The sequence below is a fragment of the Tenacibaculum adriaticum genome, from assembly GCF_008124875.1.
Lineage (GTDB): Bacteria > Bacteroidota > Bacteroidia > Flavobacteriales > Flavobacteriaceae > Polaribacter > Polaribacter adriaticus.
The window spans coordinates 109,156-128,547 of record NZ_VNIA01000003.1 but is presented as its reverse complement, the minus strand read 5'-3'; the positions used below and the strand labels follow the sequence as shown (position 1 = coordinate 128,547).

The 19,392-nt window shown below is 32.8% G+C and carries 16 protein-coding genes; 2 read left to right on the top strand and 14 right to left on the bottom strand.

Going from position 1 to position 19,392, the window contains the following annotated elements:
* Positions 1 to 228 precede the first annotated feature (228 nt).
* The 4 genes from C7447_RS09545 to C7447_RS09535 form a co-directional block, all read right to left on the bottom strand.
* Positions 229 to 939 (bottom strand): DUF4197 domain-containing protein, encoded by a 711-nt coding sequence (locus tag C7447_RS09545; protein WP_148870293.1) that lies wholly within the window; start codon positions 937 to 939, stop codon positions 229 to 231.
* A gap of 43 nt (positions 940 to 982) precedes the next feature.
* Entirely contained in the window at positions 983 to 1,150 is a 168-nt protein-coding gene (locus tag C7447_RS14795; protein ID WP_170245976.1) for a DUF5522 domain-containing protein, read from the bottom strand.
* A gap of 98 nt (positions 1,151 to 1,248) precedes the next feature.
* Positions 1,249 to 1,797 (bottom strand): DUF4136 domain-containing protein, encoded by a 549-nt coding sequence (locus tag C7447_RS09540; RefSeq protein WP_148870292.1) that lies wholly within the window; start codon positions 1,795 to 1,797, stop codon positions 1,249 to 1,251.
* Positions 1,798 to 1,808: 11 nt separating this feature from the next.
* Complete coding sequence (locus tag C7447_RS09535; protein ID WP_148870291.1) at positions 1,809 to 3,803, bottom strand: urocanate hydratase; 1,995 nt, start codon at positions 3,801 to 3,803, stop codon at positions 1,809 to 1,811.
* Between the two features lie 63 nt (positions 3,804 to 3,866).
* Here C7447_RS09535 and C7447_RS09530 point away from each other — a divergent pair, with 63 nt between their 5' ends.
* Complete coding sequence (locus C7447_RS09530) at positions 3,867 to 4,190, top strand: hypothetical protein (RefSeq protein WP_148870290.1); 324 nt, start codon at positions 3,867 to 3,869, stop codon at positions 4,188 to 4,190.
* On the opposite strand, the gene purU is transcribed toward C7447_RS09530, so the two are convergent.
* Positions 4,187 to 5,041: a formyltetrahydrofolate deformylase gene (gene purU / locus C7447_RS09525; RefSeq protein ID WP_148870289.1), complete on the bottom strand. Its 855-nt coding sequence runs from the start codon at positions 5,039 to 5,041 to the stop codon at positions 4,187 to 4,189. The genes C7447_RS09530 and purU overlap by 4 nt on opposite strands.
* A 141-nt stretch (positions 5,042 to 5,182) precedes the next feature.
* Here purU and C7447_RS09520 point away from each other — a divergent pair, with 141 nt between their 5' ends.
* Positions 5,183 to 8,608 (top strand): methylmalonyl-CoA mutase family protein, encoded by a 3,426-nt coding sequence (locus C7447_RS09520; protein WP_148870288.1) that lies wholly within the window; start codon positions 5,183 to 5,185, stop codon positions 8,606 to 8,608.
* 51 nt (positions 8,609 to 8,659) lie between these two features.
* On the opposite strand, the gene C7447_RS09515 is transcribed toward C7447_RS09520, so the two are convergent.
* The 9 genes from C7447_RS09515 to C7447_RS09475 form a co-directional block, all read right to left on the bottom strand.
* Positions 8,660 to 9,379, bottom strand: coding sequence for a hypothetical protein (locus tag C7447_RS09515; protein ID WP_148870287.1), 720 nt, complete (start codon positions 9,377 to 9,379; stop codon positions 8,660 to 8,662).
* 16 nt (positions 9,380 to 9,395) lie between these two features.
* Positions 9,396 to 11,507 (bottom strand): DNA helicase RecQ, encoded by a 2,112-nt coding sequence (recQ, locus tag C7447_RS09510; protein WP_246143055.1) that lies wholly within the window; start codon positions 11,505 to 11,507, stop codon positions 9,396 to 9,398.
* A 69-nt stretch (positions 11,508 to 11,576) separates the two neighbouring features.
* Complete coding sequence (locus tag C7447_RS09505) at positions 11,577 to 14,756, bottom strand: S41 family peptidase (RefSeq protein WP_148870286.1); 3,180 nt, start codon at positions 14,754 to 14,756, stop codon at positions 11,577 to 11,579.
* Between the two features lie 74 nt (positions 14,757 to 14,830).
* On the bottom strand, positions 14,831 to 15,385 hold the full coding sequence (locus C7447_RS09500) for a TlpA family protein disulfide reductase (RefSeq protein WP_148870285.1): 555 nt from the start codon (positions 15,383 to 15,385) through the stop codon (positions 14,831 to 14,833).
* 11 nt (positions 15,386 to 15,396) lie between these two features.
* Positions 15,397 to 16,053 carry a porin family protein gene (locus tag C7447_RS09495; protein ID WP_148870284.1) on the bottom strand — a complete coding sequence of 219 codons (657 nt, stop codon included), beginning with the start codon at positions 16,051 to 16,053 and terminating at the stop codon, positions 15,397 to 15,399.
* 51 nt (positions 16,054 to 16,104) lie between these two features.
* Complete coding sequence (gene trpA, locus C7447_RS09490; RefSeq protein ID WP_148870283.1) at positions 16,105 to 16,872, bottom strand: tryptophan synthase subunit alpha; 768 nt, start codon at positions 16,870 to 16,872, stop codon at positions 16,105 to 16,107.
* A 159-nt stretch (positions 16,873 to 17,031) separates the two neighbouring features.
* Positions 17,032 to 18,207 carry a tryptophan synthase subunit beta gene (trpB, locus tag C7447_RS09485; RefSeq protein ID WP_211354911.1) on the bottom strand — a complete coding sequence of 392 codons (1,176 nt, stop codon included), beginning with the start codon at positions 18,205 to 18,207 and terminating at the stop codon, positions 17,032 to 17,034.
* Positions 18,208 to 18,268: 61 nt separating this feature from the next.
* Positions 18,269 to 18,907 carry a phosphoribosylanthranilate isomerase gene (locus C7447_RS09480; protein WP_148870281.1) on the bottom strand — a complete coding sequence of 213 codons (639 nt, stop codon included), beginning with the start codon at positions 18,905 to 18,907 and terminating at the stop codon, positions 18,269 to 18,271.
* A gap of 1 nt (position 18,908) precedes the next feature.
* Positions 18,909 to 19,385 carry a DNA-deoxyinosine glycosylase gene (locus tag C7447_RS09475; RefSeq protein WP_148870280.1) on the bottom strand — a complete coding sequence of 159 codons (477 nt, stop codon included), beginning with the start codon at positions 19,383 to 19,385 and terminating at the stop codon, positions 18,909 to 18,911.
* Positions 19,386 to 19,392 lie beyond the last annotated feature (7 nt).

Below are 19,392 nucleotides of genomic sequence, written 5' to 3'. Positions count from 1 at the left end.
AAAAATATTTTTCTAATAAATATAATCAAAATATTTAATTGAAAATCAATAAATAAAAAAAACAGTGATTATCCTGTAAAATTAAAATTCTTCTTATTAGATTTCATATTATTTCAACTTACCTATACCTTTTACTCTTTAAAATACTAAAAACAAAAAAAAGAACTTCCAATAGTAAATACCTTTAAGAAGCTCTTCTTTGAAATAATTTCAGATAATCAACTGTAATTATATATTATCCTGTAAAGCAAAAACTTTACGTAATAAATCTGTATTTCGCAACCCTACTTTTGTTCTAATCCCTTCTTCTTCAACAGCAATCATTGTAAAAACCCCTTCTAATGCTTGGTTAGTTACATAATCTGTTAAGTCTGCATTTACCTTAGTTACAAAAGGAATACTATTATACTTGTTAATTAAATTAGTCCAAACTTTATCAGCTCCCACTTTTCCAAAAGAGTTTTTAATCACAGGATTAAATTGAGCATACAATGCTTTTTGTGTTTTACCTTCTAAATAATTAGTAGCTGCATTATTTTCACCTAACAAAATATTTTTAGCATCGTTAAATGTAATCTCTTTCACTGCATTCACAAAAATTGGTGTTGCTGTTTTTACAGCATCTTCTGCGGTTCTATTAATAGCTTTTAATCCTTCATCTGCCAACTTACTTAACCCTATTTTACGCAAACCTTTATCAACTGCTTGTAATTCTTCTGGCAACAAAATTTTTACCATTTCATTTTTATAAAAACCATCTTTTGCTGTTAATTTTGTTACTTGGTTTTTTATCCCTTTGTCTAAAGCCTGTCTTAAACCTGCTCCTATTTGCTCTTGAGATAAAACTCCTTGAGTTGGTAATTGACTGGCAATTTTTTGTAATTCCGCACAACCAACAAGTTGTAATGCAATAAATAGTATTGAAATTTTTTTAATCATTGTATAAATTATTTAATGTTATGAAACCTTTTTAGGGTAAAAGTCACTTTTTAAAACTATCTATTTTTTTATCATATCCATATGGACAATGCTTACATCCATTCTTACAGCAATATCCTCTTCGTAAATGATACTTTTCTGTAAACACTCTATATCCTTCTTCGTTAAAGTAATAATCTCCTTCTTCGAGTTCTATTCTTTTCTTGTACATTATCACAAATGTAGTTTTAAAATAAAAAATGCCAAACTAAATCTATTTTAATTTAGCTTGACACTTTTTAACTGTACTTATTTTTATTCTTGATAAAATTATTTTTTAGCTGCTCCTGGAGGGTACTTTGCCATTATCTCTCTTACAAATTCTTTAATTCGTTCTTCTTTCTTCTCTACATTACTCATTCGTAAAGCTCCAGTACCTATTCCTTGCCAAATCAATTCTTTCTTTTTAGCGTCAATAATATCTAAAAATAAAGTTCCTTCTGTATATTGATTTACATTTAATCTATTTGCGCCGTTCCACATCCAAGGATTCCATCCCCAACCATAACCGTAACCATAACCATAATTATTGTCTGTTATATTAATACGCTCTCTAAATTTTGTGAACAAGCTCACTAAAACATCAGGAGTTTCAGACTTTGCCATTCCTTTTGCCAATAACTCAGCTTCAATAGCACGCATAATTCGCTTTTTATCTAAATCTGAAATTGCGGCTTTATCAATCCCTGTTTTATAAAACGCAAATGTTTTATATTGATTAAAATCCACTTTAGTATCGTAATCGGTTGCTACTTTTACAGAACTACACCCAACAAATACGAGTAAGATTACTGGTAAAAAAAGTTTTACTATTTTCATTTTCTATGGTTTTAAACATTATTAAGCAATGTATCGTCTACCATATTTGGAAGTGTAACTTTCAAACTTTTCTCCACCTCCATGGCGCGCTTAATCGCAAAAATGGCCTCATCATTTCTTGCCCAACTACGTCTTGCAATTCCGTTATTTACATCCCAAAAAAGCATTGATTTTAAGCGCTTTGACGCTTTCTTACTTCCATCAAGAAGCATGCCAAATCCACCATTGATTACTTCTCCCCAACCAACTCCACCACCATTGTGGATTGATACCCAAGTAGCACCTCTAAAACTGTCTCCAATTACGTTGTGAATCGCCATATCTGCTGTAAAACGAGAGCCATCATAAATATTTGAAGTTTCTCTATATGGTGAATCGGTTCCTGAAACATCATGATGATCACGACCTAATACAACTGGACCAATCTTTCCTTTTTTAATGGCTTTGTTAAATGCTTTCGCAATTTTCATTCTACCTTCTGCATCTGCATATAAAATTCGTGCTTGAGAACCTACCACTAGTTTATTTTCTTGTGCGCCTTGAATCCACTGAATATTATCAGCCATTTGTTGCTGAATTTCTTCTGGTGAGTTCTGCTTAATTTCTTCTAAAACCTTACAAGCAATTTTATCCGTTTTTGCTAAATCTTCTGGTTTCCCAGATGCACATACCCAACGGAAGGGTCCGAAACCATAATCGAAACACATTGGTCCCATAATATCTTGCACATAGCTCGGATATTTAAACTCTCTCCCTATGCTTGGATTCTCAGCCATTACTTCTGCCCCTGCTCTACTCGCTTCTAATAAAAAAGCATTTCCGTAATCGAAAAAATACGTCCCTTTTGCGGTGTGTTTATTTATTGCCGCTGCATGACGACGTAATGTTTCTTGTACTTTTTCCTTGAATAATTCTGGTTGCTCAGCCATCATCACATTAGCCTCTTCAAACGAAATACCCACGGGATAATAGCCTCCTGCCCATGGATTGTGCAACGACGTTTGATCTGAACCTAAATCGACATGAACATTCGCTTCATCAAATTTTTCCCAAACATCAACCACATTTCCTAAATAAGCAATTGAAACCGTTTCATTACTTTCTTTTGCCTTATTTACACGGGTTACCAACTCTTCTAAATCTGAAAATACCTCATCTACCCAATTTTGCGAATGACGCGTATGAACCGCTTTTTCATTAACCTCTGCACAAACCGTAATACAACCTGCAATATTTCCTGCTTTTGGTTGTGCTCCACTCATACCGCCTAAACCTGCTGTAACAAATAAGTTTCCTTTAGGTGATTTATTTATCTTTCTAAATCCGTTTAAAACGGTAATTGTGGTTCCGTGAACAATTCCTTGAGGACCAATATACATATAACTTCCTGCTGTCATTTGTCCGTATTGTGTAACACCTAATGCATTAAATTTTTCCCAATCGTCGGGTTGAGAATAATTTGGGATCATCATACCATTGGTCACCACAACTCTTGGAGCATTTTTACTTGACGGAAACAATCCCATTGGGTGACCAGAATACATGGTTAAGGTTTGTTCATCTGTCATTTGAGACAAATACTGCATCGTTAATAAATACTGTGCCCAATTTTGAAAAACCGCTCCGTTACCACCATAGGTAATTAACTCGTGTGGGTGTTGTGCTACAGCATAATCTAAATTATTTTGAATCATCAACATAATAGATTTTGCTTGCTTAGATCTTCCTGGATACTCTTTTATATCACGAGCCTGCATTTTATAATCTGGACGAAAACGATACATATAAATTCTACCGTATTTTTCTAATTCCTCAGCAAATTCTGGCAATAACGTTTCGTGATGCTTTTTATCAAAATATCGCAACGCGTTTTTTAAAGCTAATTTTTTTTCTTCCGCAGATAAAATCTCCTTTCGCTTTGGTGCGTGATTAATATTTAGATCATATTCTTTTTTTAAAGGTAATTCACTAGGAATTCCTTGTTGTATTTGTTCTTTAAAAGTCATCTTTAGTTTGTCTGTGCCAACAAATATATTTAATTTGGTGCGATTATTGTTTTTCTTTATTAGATGATTTTTATTTCAAAATATATAGTTCCTAGAGGGTTTGTTGGAATCACCTTATTCCCTTTTATTTTTTTAAAACAAAAAGATTCTCAGCAAAATTCAACACTCATTAATCACGAGAAAATACATTTAAAACAACAATTAGAACTGCTAATCATCTTCTTTTACATTTTTTACGGATTAGAATGGGTTGTTAAATACTTTAAATACAGAAATGGGTATATAGCCTATCGGAATTTGAGTTTTGAGCGTGAAGCCTATCAAAATGAAAACAACTTCAACTATTTACAAAAAAGAAAATTTTGGAACTTTATTAATTATTTTTAATTAAAAACAACGGTTTTATTATTGTAAACCATCACCTTATGTTTTGTATGTAATTGCAAAGCTCTAGACAAAACAATTTTCTCTAAATCTCTTCCTTTTAATATAAAATCTTTTATAGTATGAATGTGTGAAACTCTGGTTATGTCTTGCTCTATAATTGGACCTTCATCTAACTCTTCTGTAACATAATGACTTGTTGCTCCAATTATCTTAACCCCTCTTTTAAATGCTGAATGATATGGTTTTGCTCCTGGAAAAGCAGGCAAAAAAGAATGATGGATATTAATTATTTTATCCGGAAATTCGCCTATTAATCGAGAAGAGATTATTTGCATATATCTTGCTAAAACAATAAAATCTATTTTATATTTTCTTAACAATTCAAGTTGCTCTCTTTCTGCTGCTACTTTTGTTTCCTTTGTAACCTTAATGCAGTAATAAGGAATGTTAAAAGATCTTGCAATTTTTTCTAAATCTGGATGATTACTAATAATTAACGGAATTTCAACACCCATCTCACCAGAGCTAAATCTACTTAAAATATCATACAAACAATGAGAATACTTAGATACAAAAATTGCCATTTTAGGTTTTACGTCCGCATCATGTAATTGCCAATTCATGTCAAATTTATTGGCAATAGAATTTTCAAAATCATTTTCGAATTGTTCTTTAGAAAAAGAATCTTTAGAAAATTCGCATTCTAAACGCATAAAAAACATAGTATCCTCTCTATCGACATGCTGATCTATATATACAATATTCCCTTTTTGTTGATGCACAAAATTAGTTACAGAAGCAATGATTCCTTTATTATCTTTACAATTAATAAGAAGTATACTTTTTTTCATTTTTTTCAATTAAGCTAACAAAATTAACTAAAAATTAAACATTACAAGTTCTAAAAAATAGCCTTATATATTTTTTAATAATCATTACTATTTATTGAAAAATATATAAATTGCAGCTTTAAATATTCACTTTTATTACGAATGACACAAATAGACATTTACAAACCCAAACATAAAGTAAGAATTGTAACTGCAGCATCGTTATTTGACGGACACGACGCAGCTATAAATATTATGCGTAGAATTATTCAATCAACTGGAGTTGAAGTAATTCACCTAGGTCATGATAGAAGCGTAGAAGAAGTGGTAAACTGTGCAATTCAAGAAGATGCTAATGCAATTGCCATGACCTCTTACCAAGGCGGACATAACGAATACTTTAAGTATATGTACGACTTGTTACAAGAAAAAGGAGCTGGTCATATTAAAATTTTTGGTGGCGGTGGCGGGGTAATTCTCCCTGAAGAAATCAAAGAACTGATGGATTACGGAATTACACGTATCTATTCTCCTGATGACGGCCGTGAAATGGGATTGCAAGGCATGATTAACGATTTAGTCAAACAATCTGACTTTGCTATAGGAGATAAATTAAACGGAGAGGTAGACCATATTGAAAATAAAAACGTTGGAAGTATTGCTCGTTTGATTTCTTCTGCTGAAAATTTCCCTGAAGTTGCCAAAGAATCAATGGATATTATCCATGAAAAAAATAAAAACTCAAAAACGCCGGTTTTAGGAATTACAGGAACTGGTGGGGCTGGGAAATCGAGCTTGGTAGACGAATTAGTTCGTCGTTTTTTAATTGATTTTCCAGAAAAAACTATCGGGTTAATTTCTGTAGATCCTTCTAAACGTAAAACTGGCGGTGCTTTATTAGGTGACCGAATTCGTATGAATGCAATTAATAATGAACGTGTATATATGCGTTCGTTAGCAACACGTCAATCTAATTTAGCGTTATCAAAATATGTAAATGAAGCCGTAGAAGTTTTAAAAGCTGCTGAGTTTGATTTAATCATTTTAGAAACTTCAGGAATTGGTCAGTCAGATACTGAAATTATTGAACATTCTGATACTTCTTTGTATGTAATGACTCCAGAATTTGGTGCAGCAACTCAATTAGAAAAAATCGACATGTTAGATTTTGCTGATTTAGTTGCTATCAACAAATTTGATAAAAGGGGAGCTTTAGACGCGTTACGCGATGTAAAAAAACAATACATGCGCAACAATAATTTGTGGGATGTTCATATGGATGACATGCCTGTGTTCGGTACGATTGCTTCTCAATTTAACGACCCTGGAATGAATACGTTGTATAAGCGTATTATGGATAAATTAGTTGAAAAAACTGGAGCTGATTTAAAATCAAACATGGAAATTACCAAAGAAATGTCTGAAAAAATCTTTGTGATTCCACCAGCAAGAACGCGTTATTTATCAGAAATCGCGGAAAATAACAGAGCTTACGATAAAAAAGTAGACGATCAAGAAAAAGTTGCTCAGAAATTATACGGTATCTATCAAACAATTGAAAGTGTTTCAGAAAGCGAAATTGTATTAGATAAGTCTGGAATTGATGAAGATTCAATCAATAAAACAGGTAACAACAAAGACTTTTTAAAATTATTAGTTGCTGAGTTTGATCGTGTAAAAATGAATTTGGATCCCTATAACTGGGAGGTTATTTTAAACTGGCAAGAAACAGTTGCGAAGTATAAAAACCCAATTTATTCATTCAAGGTTCGAGATAAAGAAATTAATATTAAAACACATAGTGAGTCGTTATCGCATACGCAAATTCCGAAAGTAGCTTTACCAAAATATAAAGCTTGGGGAGATTTATTGCGTTGGAATTTACAAGAAAACGTTCCTGGAGAATTCCCGTATACAGCAGGATTATATCCGTTTAAAAGAACAGGTGAAGATCCAACTCGTATGTTTGCTGGTGAAGGTGGGCCTGAAAGAACAAATCGCAGATTCCATTACGTAAGTTTAGGAATGGACGCTAAACGTTTATCAACGGCATTCGATTCGGTTACTTTATATGGTAATGACCCTGGTATTAGACCCGATATTTATGGAAAAATTGGTAATGCCGGAGTTTCAATTTGTTGTTTAGACGATGCTAAAAAATTATATTCTGGTTTTGATTTAAGTCACGCTATGACTTCAGTTTCTATGACAATTAATGGACCTGCTCCAATGTTGTTAGGCTTCTTTATGAATGCAGCTATCGATCAAAATTGTGAGAAATACATCAAAGAACATAAGTTAGAAAAACAAGTTGAAGCTAAATTTAAAGAAGTTTACGATTCAAAAGGCTTAGAAAGACCAACTTATCAAGGTGATTTACCAGAAGGTAATGATGGTTTAGGGTTACTGTTGTTAGGTTTAACCGGTGATATGATCTTGCCTGCGGATGTATATGCTGAAATAAAAGCAAATACCTTAGCACAAGTTCGTGGAACGGTTCAAGCTGATATTTTAAAAGAAGATCAAGCTCAAAATACGTGTATTTTCTCTACCGAATTCGCTTTACGTTTAATGGGTGATGTTCAAGAATATTTTATTGAAAAGCAAGTACGTAATTTTTATTCGGTTTCTATTTCTGGATATCATATCGCTGAAGCTGGTGCCAACCCAATTACGCAATTAGCCTTAACATTATCTAACGGGTTTACCTATGTTGAATACTACTTATCTCGTGGTATGGACATTAATAAATTCGGACCTAACTTATCGTTCTTTTTCTCAAACGGAATTGATCCAGAATACTCAGTAATTGGTCGTGTGGCTCGTAAAATTTGGGCAAAAGCATTAAAATATAAATATGGTGCTAATCCAAGAGCACAAATGTTGAAATACCATATTCAAACTTCTGGTCGTTCTTTGCACGCGCAAGAAATTGATTTTAACGACATTCGTACAACATTACAAGCTTTATATGCCATTAACGATAACTGTAACTCACTACATACCAATGCGTATGACGAGGCTATTACAACACCTACAGAAGAATCAGTACGTAGAGCGATGGCAATTCAATTGATTATTAACAAAGAATTAGGATTAACTAAAAATGAAAATCCAATTCAAGGAGCTTTTATTATTGAAGAGTTAACCGATTTAGTAGAAGAAGCGGTTTTAGCTGAATTTGATCGAATTACAGAGCGCGGAGGCGTTTTAGGAGCAATGGAAACTATGTATCAGCGTTCTAAAATTCAAGAAGAAAGTTTATACTATGAAACCTTAAAACATACTGGTGAGTTCCCTATTATTGGAGTAAATACGTTCTTAAGTTCTAAAGGTTCTCCAACGGTACAACCAGCGGAAGTGATTAGAGCTACGGAAGAAGAAAAGCAATTCCAAATTCAAACAAAAGAGTTACTAAACAAAGCCAATGATGGTAAAGTTCAAGAACAATTAGCTATTTTACAAGAAGCAGCTATTCAAAATGAGAATCTTTTTGAAAAATTAATGGAAGCTACTAAGTTCTGTTCTTTAGGCCAAATTACAGAAGCTTTATTTAAAGTTGGTGGACAATACAGAAGAAATATGTAGCAAACAATGTTTGCAGATGATTATAAAAACCTCACAAATTTGTGAGGTTTTTTATTTAGTCCGTGTTCTCTTTTTTAATTTAAAAATTCGATCGTTATAGTATTCTTTTAACTCATCAACAAACAACATCGGGTTTTCATATTCAATTAAAACCTTATAGGTATATCTTTCTAAAAGCTCTTTCAATTCTTTTTCTAAACGTTTTATTTCCTTTTTTAAATAAACGTTTTTATCAATAGTAGTATTGATTTTAATATCAATATTTTCTAGTTTCATTTGAGTATTTCCCCCAAAAATATGTGCGTGATATGCTTGCAATTCTTCTAACGTTCCGGCTTGATAAATTTGAATAAGTTTTGTCGTTATTTCAGTTGCTAAATCTTCATTATCCTCTTTTAAAGAAAACCGATCAGGATGCACATACAACATAGCTTCTCTGTACAAACGCTTTTTTTCTTTTTGATCAGTACTATCAAAAACAGATGTTTCTTTTTTTACGATTTTTAATCCAACAGGTTCTTTGTAGTTTTTACCTCTCTTCTTCTGCTCTAAACGTTTTTGTTTTTTCGCTATTTTTTGCTGCTTATAAAGAATTGTAAGCTCTTTTTCTTCAATCAACAAATCCACAATGGCATTTCTTAACGATTGCTCAAACGGATTTAATTGAACTTCAATAGCTTTTATTTGATTTTTTAAATCATCAATTCTGGATTCTAAATCAGAAACATTTTCATCAAATTTATTAGTAGCAGGTAATTTTTCTTTACTCATCGTTAAGACGTTCTTCTTATCGTTTCTTCTGTAAAATAGTCAATCCTATTCTAATTTGCTCATACGGAACTTTTTCACCTAAAAACTCAAAATACGGTTTTAAAGCAGTTTCATTTTTCAACACTTTTTTTGCGTTTCTAACCAAATTCAAAATGTCTGCGGAGATAAATTCATCTAAACTCACATCTTTTCCTTCTAGGTATAATTTTGATAAATGCGAAAAGATCGTTTGAGGTTTCAGTCCTCTTTTATCAGCAATTTCATCAATAGTAAAACCTTCTTTGTATAAATTAAAAGTTTCTAACGTGGTGTCTTTTCTACTCTTCTTTTTTTCATTGAGAAACGTTTTAATCTCTTCCATAAACTCTCCTCCATACACTTCTAATTTTCGTTGCCCTACTCCACTTATTGCCAAAAACTCCTCTTCTGTTTGCGGACGCTCATTTTCCAATTCTCTTAATGTAGCATCGTTAAAAACTAAATAGGCAGCAATATCTTCTTCCTGCGCAATTCTGTAGCGCAATTTTCGCAAACGTTCAAATAAGGTGTCTTTTACAACTTTCTTTTTTGTTTTTGACTTAACCTCAGTTTCTTTTTTAATTTTTTCAATTTCAACAGGAGTGGTTAAAAATACTTTTTCACCATTAAACAGTATTTTATTAGAGAATTCTGTAAGCTGCAAAGCATTATGTAAATGAAAAGCTATTTGACAAAATCCTTGATTTATTAATTGAATAATATAATGTTGCCAATCTCTCCATGAAATATCTTTTCCTACTCCGTAAGTTTTTATTTGCTGATATCCTTTCTCTAAAATCGTTGCATTTTGAGCCCCTCTCAACACATCTATTACAGTTCCCATGGCTTCTTTACCTTCTAATCTATAAATAGCAGACAATGCTTTTTGTGCAATTAATGTTCCGTCAAAAAACTTTGGTGGATTTTTACAAACATCGCAATTACCACAATTTTCTTCAATCAGCTCTCCAAAATAACTCAACAAAATTTTACGCCTACAAACAGTAGCTTCTGCAAACTGCTTCATTCTATCTAACTTGGCTTCCTGAACGTCTTTATTCGTAGTATTTGCAATGAATTGACGCAACTGAATTACATCTGCATAACTATGAAAAAGTAACGCGTGTGCTTCTAAACCATCTCTACCAGAACGTCCGATCTCTTGGTAATATCCTTCAATATTTTTAGGCATGTTATAATGAATCACCCAACGTACATTCGATTTATCAATTCCCATCCCGAAAGCAATGGTTGCACAAATAACATCAACATCATCTTTAATAAAATCTTCTTGCGTTTTAGAGCGTTCTTCAAAAGACAAACCTGCATGATACGATTTTGCATTAATATTGTTGTCTTTTAATTTTTTAGCGAGTTGCTCTGTTGTTTTTCTACTTAAACAATAAATAATTCCTGCCTCTTTCGGTTTACCTTTAATAAAACGAATAATTTGCTTTATACGATCATTCGCAGGTCTTACTTCTAAAGCAATATTTTCACGATTAAAAGAACTTACATATTTTGTAGCATTCGGAATTGCTAATTGTTGTAATATATCTTCTTGTGTGGCTTTATCCGCTGTTGCCGTTAAGGCTACAATTGGTGTTTCTGGTAATGATTTTTTTAAAAAAGCAAGTTGTTTATATGATGGTCGAAAATCATGTCCCCATGCAGAAATACAGTGCGCTTCATCAACCGCAATACAACTAATATAGTTTTGATTTAAAACATGTTGAAGTAAAGACAAACTCTCTGGCGCTACGTAAAGTAATCTCACCGTTTTATCTGCTACTCCATCGAACACTTTTTGATGCTCTTCGGGTGTTTGACTACTATTAAAATACGCTGCTGAAATTCCGTTGGCTTTTAAGCTATCTACCTGATCTTTCATCAACGCGATTAACGGAGAAATAACCAAAGTAATTCCTTCAAAAAAAAGTGCCGGTAATTGATAGCAGATCGATTTACCTCCACCTGTTGGCATAATTACCAACGTATCTTTTTTTGCTAAAATATTTTCAATAATTTCTTGTTGTTGTAGCCTAAAACTATCATAACCGAAATTTGTTTTTAACTTAGAAAGTAAATCTTTTTCTTGAATCTGCATCATACGGCAAAAGTAGAAATAAAAAAAGCGTAGAATATAAATTCTACGCTTCAATTTATAGTTTATAAAAACTTACTTAATCTCTTGCAATAACACCTCAACAGCTTTTTTTAGTTGAGCATCCTCTCCTCTATCTTTCCATCCTGGTTTGTTTTCAACTAAATAATCTGGAACTGCCGGAGCTTCATTTTCCATATTTTTTCCAGTATTTTTTACATACCAAGCTCTAAAAGGCATACGAATATATCCGTTTTGTAAACGTCTACCTCCAGTAGAAATTACCGCCCCAAAAGTAGGTTGCCCAACTAATTTACCTAACTCTAAACTCTTAAATGCATGTGAAAAAATTTCTGCATTTGAATAACTGTTTTCATTACACAACGCTACTACAGGTTTTGTGTTTACTGATAAAATAGCACGTTCATTAAACGGATAGTTCCCTGTAAATTGTTTGTTGTTTTTCAACGATTTTGTAGCTCCTCTCGGAATGGTATATGCATGCTGATCTACATTCAATACCGCCATTAATCGGTCAGTAGTCCAACCACCACCATTGTAACGCACATCAATAACAATTCCTCTTTTACCATATCCACTAGCTTTTAGTTCGCGTTCAAAACGCTCAAAACTTGGCATATTCATTCCTTGAATATGAATGTACCCTAATTGTCCGTTTGAAAATTCATCCACCAGTTTTTTACGAGAATTTACCCACTCATCATATTGTAAGTTTCTTAAGCTTTTTTGTGCTCTTAATACTACATCTTTACCCGATTGTAAAGTTAACAACACTTCATCATCTTCGGTATTTTTAAACAGACTGAAAAAGTTTGTGCCTTTTTTAATCGGAGTACCGTTTACAGACGTAATTATATCACCCACATTTAATTTGCTTTTCGACTTATCTGCAGGTGAATTTGGCAACACATAATTGATTCTTGCTCCGTTGTTAGTATTGGTAACCTCTAATCCTATCAATCCTATTTTTTCATTGGTTGTTTTGCCCGGACTGTTAGATGGTCTGTACCCCATGTGACTTGCATTTAACTGACCTAATAACAAGTTAAACATATAGGTAAAATCTTGATGCGTACTCGCATTCAACGCCCAAGGCTTATATTTTTCTATCAACTTTTTCCAGTTGTAACCATGGAATTCTGGATCATAAAAACCAGCTGACAGAGCTCTAATTCCTTCTTCAAAAATTTGCTCACGCTCTTTTTGAACATTCTTGGTATAGGTTGCCGAATGTGGTAACCCTGTAATTTTATCAGACTTCGTATCTAATTCTTTTAAACCACCTTTTGCAAGGAAATAAATTTTTCCGTTTTGTAAAGAAACTCCTCTTGCTCCATCAGTTCCTTTTACTGCTTTTGGCTTTGAACCATCCCATTTAATTTTAAACAAACTTCTTTTTTTAGTTGATGGATCGGTAGCTGAATAATAAATAAAATCATTGTCTTTACTAAACGCTAAACTGTACTCATCATCTTGTAACGAAGTTACCTGTACTAAACGATCGTAAATTTTATCTTCATCAATCTTTACAACAACTTTTTTCTTCTTTGGCTTTTTATCTTTCTTATCCTTGTCTTCCTCTTTGTCTTTCTTCTCTTCTTTTTGGTAATAATCACCTTCTTCATGATCGGCTTTTGACTTTTCCCAATCTTCTTTTTGTAACCAAAGCATCCAAACGTCGTAGTTAATTCCGCTTCTGTTTGATAAAAACGCTAACTTTTTTCCATCTTCGCTCCAAACCGGACTCATATCACTTCTTGGATGCATACTGATGTTCATCTTTTTGTTTTTATCTTGTACAGATTGAATGAAAATCTCGCTGTCAAAATTCAAATCTTCTTGTGAATAAGCAATCCATTTACTGTCCGGACTCCAAGACACATCTTCTGCTGCTGCCCAAGAATCAGAAAAAACTTGCTCATTTTTTAACTTTCCTTCGTCAATATCAGCAACCATCAATTTTCCTCTTCCAACTTGATATGCTATTTTTTTATTGTCTGGAGAAATGATAAATAAATCAACATCTTCCTTCTCATTAGTTAACTTGGTTATTTTTGTTTTTAAGGTTCTGTGTAAGCCAACCTTATCATCTGCAGAAGTTACGCTGTATAACTGAAACTTTCCTTCTCTATCTGATAAGAACACAACTGCTTTATCATTGATCCATCCCGGATTTTTATCTCTAAAGAAATCTTTACTTACATTGTTTGAGCGTTTTTTCTCTTTGTCGTTTTCTTTTACAAAGATTTCTCCGTTAACAGCAAAAGCAACACTCTTTCCGTTAGGTGAAATAGCAAATTCGCTAATTCCGTTACTTACCGTTTTTGTTTCTTCTAAATTGAAACGATTATCTGAAGCTAGATTGAAATCTAGTTTTTTTGTTGAACCATTTTCTAATTTATAAGTATCTATTCCAGCGGTATATACAATTGTTCCGTTGTTACTTACCGAGAATGAAAGCACTCCATCAACCTTTTGATTAGTTAATTTTTGAGCTGTTCCGGAAGCTATTCCGTTGTCAGAAATTGCTTGCTTATAAATATTATATCGACCACTTTCAGCACCTATATAATACAGATTGTTTTGAGCATCCCAAACCGGAGAATGATCATTTTTATTACTCGTTGTTATTTGATGATATTGTTTGGTTTGCGTGTTATAGATCCAAACATCACGTTGCGCAGACCCCGAATAATCTTCACGCGCAGTTCTACACGCTCCTTTTACATAAGCAACAAACTTACCGTTTGGAGAAACCGATGCCATTGAACCATAAGCAGTAAGTAATCGCTCAGGTGTTCCTCCATTTTCATTCACAGAGTATATTTGAGCGTCCCACTCTGGTCCTGCTATCACTCTTTTAGTTGAAAAAATAACATTTCCGTTTGCATCCCAACTTGTTGGTGTATTAGCCGTTGGATAATAGGTTAATTGCTTTGGTAAACCTCCATCTTCCGAAGTTATAAATACATTTGTATTTCTTTTTCTATTAGATGAAAATGCCAAGGTTTTTCCGTCACTCTTCCAAACCGGATCACTTTCATAAGCCTCATGAATAGTTAATCTCCTGGTTTGTTGTGTATTGAAATTATACATCCAAATATCTCCGTCATAGCTAAACGCCATTTGAGAAGCATCCGGACTAATAGCAGGTTTACGAATAAGTGTGTTTTGAGAAACCGCAACACCAACAATACAAAGTGTTGCAACCGTAAGGAGCTTTTTTAAATACATTTCGTTTGATTTTACTAACAAACGAAGTTAACCCTTTAAAGAAAGTTGCTAAATTTTTTAAGATTTTTTAACACTTACTCTCTCAACATTTCATCTACAGCTTTTCTAAAACTTTCACTATTCCAATCAGCAGAACCTGTTTTTTTAACTCTGATATTTCCTTTTTTATCGATGATAAAGGTTGTAGGAATTGAACTTACCGATGGTAATCCTTTTGGATAACTTGCAGATGACTGATATGTTGGAAAATCATAGTTATTTTTCTGAAAGAAAGCCTCAACCTCTTGCCAATTTTCATTGGTTACAAATACAAAAGCCACGTTGTCTTTGTAATCTTTATAAAGTTCCTGAATAAAAGGAAACTCCGCAATACAAGGCGGACACCAAGTAGCCCAAAAATTTAAGAAAACTACTTTATTTTCAAACTGTGAAAAGTTAACACTTTCGGTATTTAAACCATACAAAGGCCAATTATAATCGGTTATTTTTTGACTTTTCTCTACCGATGAAACTGATGGAGAAAAAGATACTTGACGAATAAACCAAACTCTTGTAGGTTTATATAACATTAACGCTACAACTATAACAAAAATTAGATTAGACCAAGTGAAGTGTTTTTTTAGGTTCATGCAACTAAGTTTTATAAATCAAATCTCCAACCAACTGTTAGATTTAATGAGTTAGTTTTTATTTTATTGAAATCATTGTATAAATTACTATTAATATCAATTAAACCAAAATTATCCCTCAACTCAATTATTAGTTCATTTTTTTCATCAAGTGCAATTATTTTTCCAATTCCAAATGAAACACCAAAATCCATTTTTTTGAATTTAGGGGTTTCATCTACTGATGCAGAACCTTTTGCATAACTTTTTACACTTAATAAATAACTTAAAAAAGGGCCTCCATTAAAAAAGAAAGATTTTGAATTACCAAATTTAAATTTTAACATTAATGGTAAAGTTAAATAATTTTGGTTTGTTTTTATCTTTAAATTTGTATACGGAAACCAAAGGTCATCTTGACTACTAGCAATTGTTACATCGTAACTAGTTTTTTTAACTTCATAATTAATATCTGTAATTATCGAAATATTCTCATTAAGAATATATTCAAATTTAACACCTGTTAAATGAGCAAAATCTGAATCTGTTTCACCGAATATATTATCACTTTCTCTTATAGAAGAATAATTTACTCCAGCATTTATTCCTAATTTCAATTTTCCTTGAGCTATTATAAAATTTGAGAAAATTAGTCCAGCTATAAACAATAGCATTTTTGTTCTTTTCATAGTCTTTTTAAAATTTAAGACCACGAAAGTGCATAAAAATTATAATAGAAACTAACTTTTAACGAAGTTGACAAAATCACCAATACCTCCAACACCTTCTTTATCTAAAGCCTTAATAAATGCTGAACCAATAATAGCTCCGTTAGCATATTGACAGGCTGTGGCAAATGTTTTTTGGTCAGAAATACCAAAACCAACAATCAATTTACTTTGTAAGTTCATAGTATTAATTCGTTCAAAATAATCGATTTGCTGTTGAGAAATTTCTCCTTTTATCCCTGTAATAGATGAAGAAGCCACTACATAAATAAAAGCTTCGGTTAAACTATCAATTTTTCGAATGCGTTCTTCTGAAGTATGTGGCGTGATTAAAAACACATTGGTAATTCCGTATTTTTTAAATAATGCTTGATAATGATTCTCATACTCTACCATGGGTAAATCTGGAATAATAACCGTATCAATTCCACAGTCTTTTACTTGTTGACAAAATTTATCTTCACCATATTTAATTAGCTGATTTACATAGCCCATCAATACCAAAGGTGTTTTATTGGTTTCTTTTATTGATTGTAACTGCTCAAAAACCACATCGAGATTCATTCCGTTTTGTAACGCTACCGAACTGCTATGTTGAATGGTTGGTCCGTCTGCCAACGGATCAGAATATGGTAAGCCTACCTCAATAAAATCTACTCCATTAGCACTTAATTCTGAAATAATAGCAGTGGTATCTTCCAGTTTAGGAAAACCTGCTGTAAAAAATATAGATAATAGATTTTTATCTTTTTGCTGAAATAATTGTTGAATTGAATTCATAATTTCTTTGTTGTCATTCCTGCGAAAGCAGGAATCTGTTAAATTTTGATGAGATTCCCGCCTTCGCGAGAATGACATTCATGAGTTGTCATTGCGAGGAATGAAATGACGTGGCAATCTCTATCAAGAGATTTTCTTTCACTTCGTTCGGAATGACGCTTATTTCAAATGTTTTATATACGTTTCCAAATCTTTATCTCCTCTACCGGATAAATTAATAACTATTGTTTGGTCTTTCTCAAATTTCATTTTCGGTAAAACAGCCAAGGCATGTGCACTTTCTAAAGCGGGAATTATCCCTTCTAAACGTGTTAATTCATAGGCAGCATTTAATGCTTCTTTATCTGTAGCATTCATAAACTTTGCTCGTTTTTCATCGAATAAAAACGCGTGTAATGGTCCAACACCTGGATAATCTAATCCGGCAGAAATTGAATATGGCTCCACAATTTGTCCGTATTCATCTTGCATTAAAATAGTTTTACTTCCATGAATTACACCAACTTCTCCTAACTGAGAGGTGGCAGCACTTTCTCCAGAATCTACTCCTAAACCGGCAGCTTCCACAGCAATTAGCTCCACTTCTTCATCGTCTAAATAATGATAAAAAGCACCCGCTGCATTACTTCCTCCACCAACACAGGCTATAATGGTGTCAGGATTTTCTTTACCTGTATGTTCTTTTAATTGCCATTTCATTTCTTCTGAAATAATCGCTTGTAAACGTGCCACCATATCTGGATACGGATGCGGCCCCACCACAGAACCAATTAAATAATAAGTATCTGGATTTTGAATCCAATAACGAATTGCTTCGTTGGTTGCATCTTTTAACGTTTTGCTTCCACTAGTTGCTGGAACTACTTTAGCTCCTAACATTTTCATACGAGCTACATTAGGTGCCTGACGTTGAATATCTTTTTCGCCCATAAAAACAACACACTCTAAATCCATCAACGCACAAACGGTTGCCGTAGCCACACCATGTTGTCCTGCCCCAGTTTCTGCAATAATTTTAGTCTTTCCTAAACGTTTTGCTATTAAAATTTGACCAATGGTATTATTCACTTTATGAGCCCCTGTATGGTTTAAATCCTCTCGCTTTAAGTAGATATTTACACCGTACTTATTTGATAACCTCTTTGCAAAATACAACGGGCTAGGACGCCCAACATAGTCTTTTAAAAGGTTTTTATATTCTTTTTGAAACGATTCAGACTCTATAATATCAGTGTAATTATCTTCTAATTCTTGCACGTTTGGATGTAACAACTCTGGAATAAAAGCTCCTCCGAATTGTCCATAATAACCGTTTTTATCTGGATTATATTTCATTTTTATTACATTATGTCATTGCGAGAGATGAAATGACGTGGCAATCTTCTCTAAGAAAAGATTACTTCACTTCGTTCGTAATGACGAGTTTTTTAAACTGTTGTATTTTTTCTACGGATTTTAATCCTGGTTTAGTTTCAAACTTGCTATTCACATCCAAAGCGTAACAAAATTTTGATTCTTGCCTACGCAGGAACGACATTAACTCTTTAGCTTGCTCCAAACCAATTCCACCACTTAAAAAAAATGGTTTTGTTGATTTGTAATTTTCTAAAACCTTCCAGTTAAAAGTTACTCCGTTACCTCCTCGTTCTTCTCCTTTGGTATCGAACAAAAAAAAGTCAACCAATTCTTCATATGGCTTTAAAATCTCAAAATTAAACTCATCTTTAATTCCGAAAACTTTGATAATTTCAACTTTCGGTAAATACTCTTTTAGTTTTTCAACGTATTCAACAGATTCATCACCATGTAACTGAACTACATTGAGTTTATATTCTTCTACTAACGACACTAAAATTTCTATATACTCATTAACAAAAACTCCAACTTTTTTAATTGATTTTGGCAACTCAGGAATAATTCCTTCAAAATTTCTTTTCGATTTTTCGTAGAAAATAAATCCTAAATAGTCAGGTTGTAACTCTGCTATTTTGAGGATATTATCCGGGTATTTCATTCCGCAAACTTTCAGCTTCATATTATTTTAAAATTGATTTCCAATTATTTAATTTTTCTTCAAATGAATACCTCGCATTTGCAGGACTAGTAGATAACAAGGTATAATAACTTACTTCTTCAAATCTGTTAAAATACTTATCATAAAGCTGTTCTGTTTTTCTACCATTAAACCCAATTATTTTAATACTTGGATTAGATTTAATCAAATTTTCAATACTATTTGGCAACTCATTTTTTATATCAGAATCTAAACTTGATTTTCTCTCTGCAAGCCTGCACACATCCCATAACGCTATTTTATTCTTGATTAAAAATTCCTTTTTAGCTGTGTAATTCCCTTCTAATTCCTCATCAAACAACGAAAAAAGAATCTTCCAAAAAGCATTCCTTACATTACCATAATATTGTTGTATTCGTAACGATTCTTTTCCTGGTAGTGATCCTAAAATTAAAACTTTGGGCTGCACTCCTAAAATTGGATCAAATGACTTTTCCATCGTAACA

Coding starts and splice junctions, on each gene's coding strand:
- C7447_RS09545 (WP_148870293.1), bottom strand. CDS start 939: ATGATTAAAAAAATTTCAATACTATTTATTGCATTACAACTTGTTGGT.
- C7447_RS14795 (WP_170245976.1), bottom strand. CDS start 1,150: ATGTACAAGAAAAGAATAGAACTCGAAGAAGGAGATTATTACTTTAAC.
- C7447_RS09540 (WP_148870292.1), bottom strand. CDS start 1,797: ATGAAAATAGTAAAACTTTTTTTACCAGTAATCTTACTCGTATTTGTT.
- C7447_RS09535 (WP_148870291.1), bottom strand. CDS start 3,803: ATGACTTTTAAAGAACAAATACAACAAGGAATTCCTAGTGAATTACCT.
- C7447_RS09530 (WP_148870290.1), top strand. CDS start 3,867: ATGATTTTTATTTCAAAATATATAGTTCCTAGAGGGTTTGTTGGAATC.
- purU (WP_148870289.1), bottom strand. CDS start 5,041: ATGAAAAAAAGTATACTTCTTATTAATTGTAAAGATAATAAAGGAATC.
- C7447_RS09520 (WP_148870288.1), top strand. CDS start 5,183: ATGACACAAATAGACATTTACAAACCCAAACATAAAGTAAGAATTGTA.
- C7447_RS09515 (WP_148870287.1), bottom strand. CDS start 9,379: ATGAGTAAAGAAAAATTACCTGCTACTAATAAATTTGATGAAAATGTT.
- recQ (WP_246143055.1), bottom strand. CDS start 11,507: ATGATGCAGATTCAAGAAAAAGATTTACTTTCTAAGTTAAAAACAAAT.
- C7447_RS09505 (WP_148870286.1), bottom strand. CDS start 14,756: ATGTATTTAAAAAAGCTCCTTACGGTTGCAACACTTTGTATTGTTGGT.
- C7447_RS09500 (WP_148870285.1), bottom strand. CDS start 15,385: ATGAACCTAAAAAAACACTTCACTTGGTCTAATCTAATTTTTGTTATA.
- C7447_RS09495 (WP_148870284.1), bottom strand. CDS start 16,053: ATGAAAAGAACAAAAATGCTATTGTTTATAGCTGGACTAATTTTCTCA.
- trpA (WP_148870283.1), bottom strand. CDS start 16,872: ATGAATTCAATTCAACAATTATTTCAGCAAAAAGATAAAAATCTATTA.
- trpB (WP_211354911.1), bottom strand. CDS start 18,207: ATGAAATATAATCCAGATAAAAACGGTTATTATGGACAATTCGGAGGA.
- C7447_RS09480 (WP_148870281.1), bottom strand. CDS start 18,907: ATGAAGCTGAAAGTTTGCGGAATGAAATACCCGGATAATATCCTCAAA.
- C7447_RS09475 (WP_148870280.1), bottom strand. CDS start 19,385: ATGGAAAAGTCATTTGATCCAATTTTAGGAGTGCAGCCCAAAGTTTTA.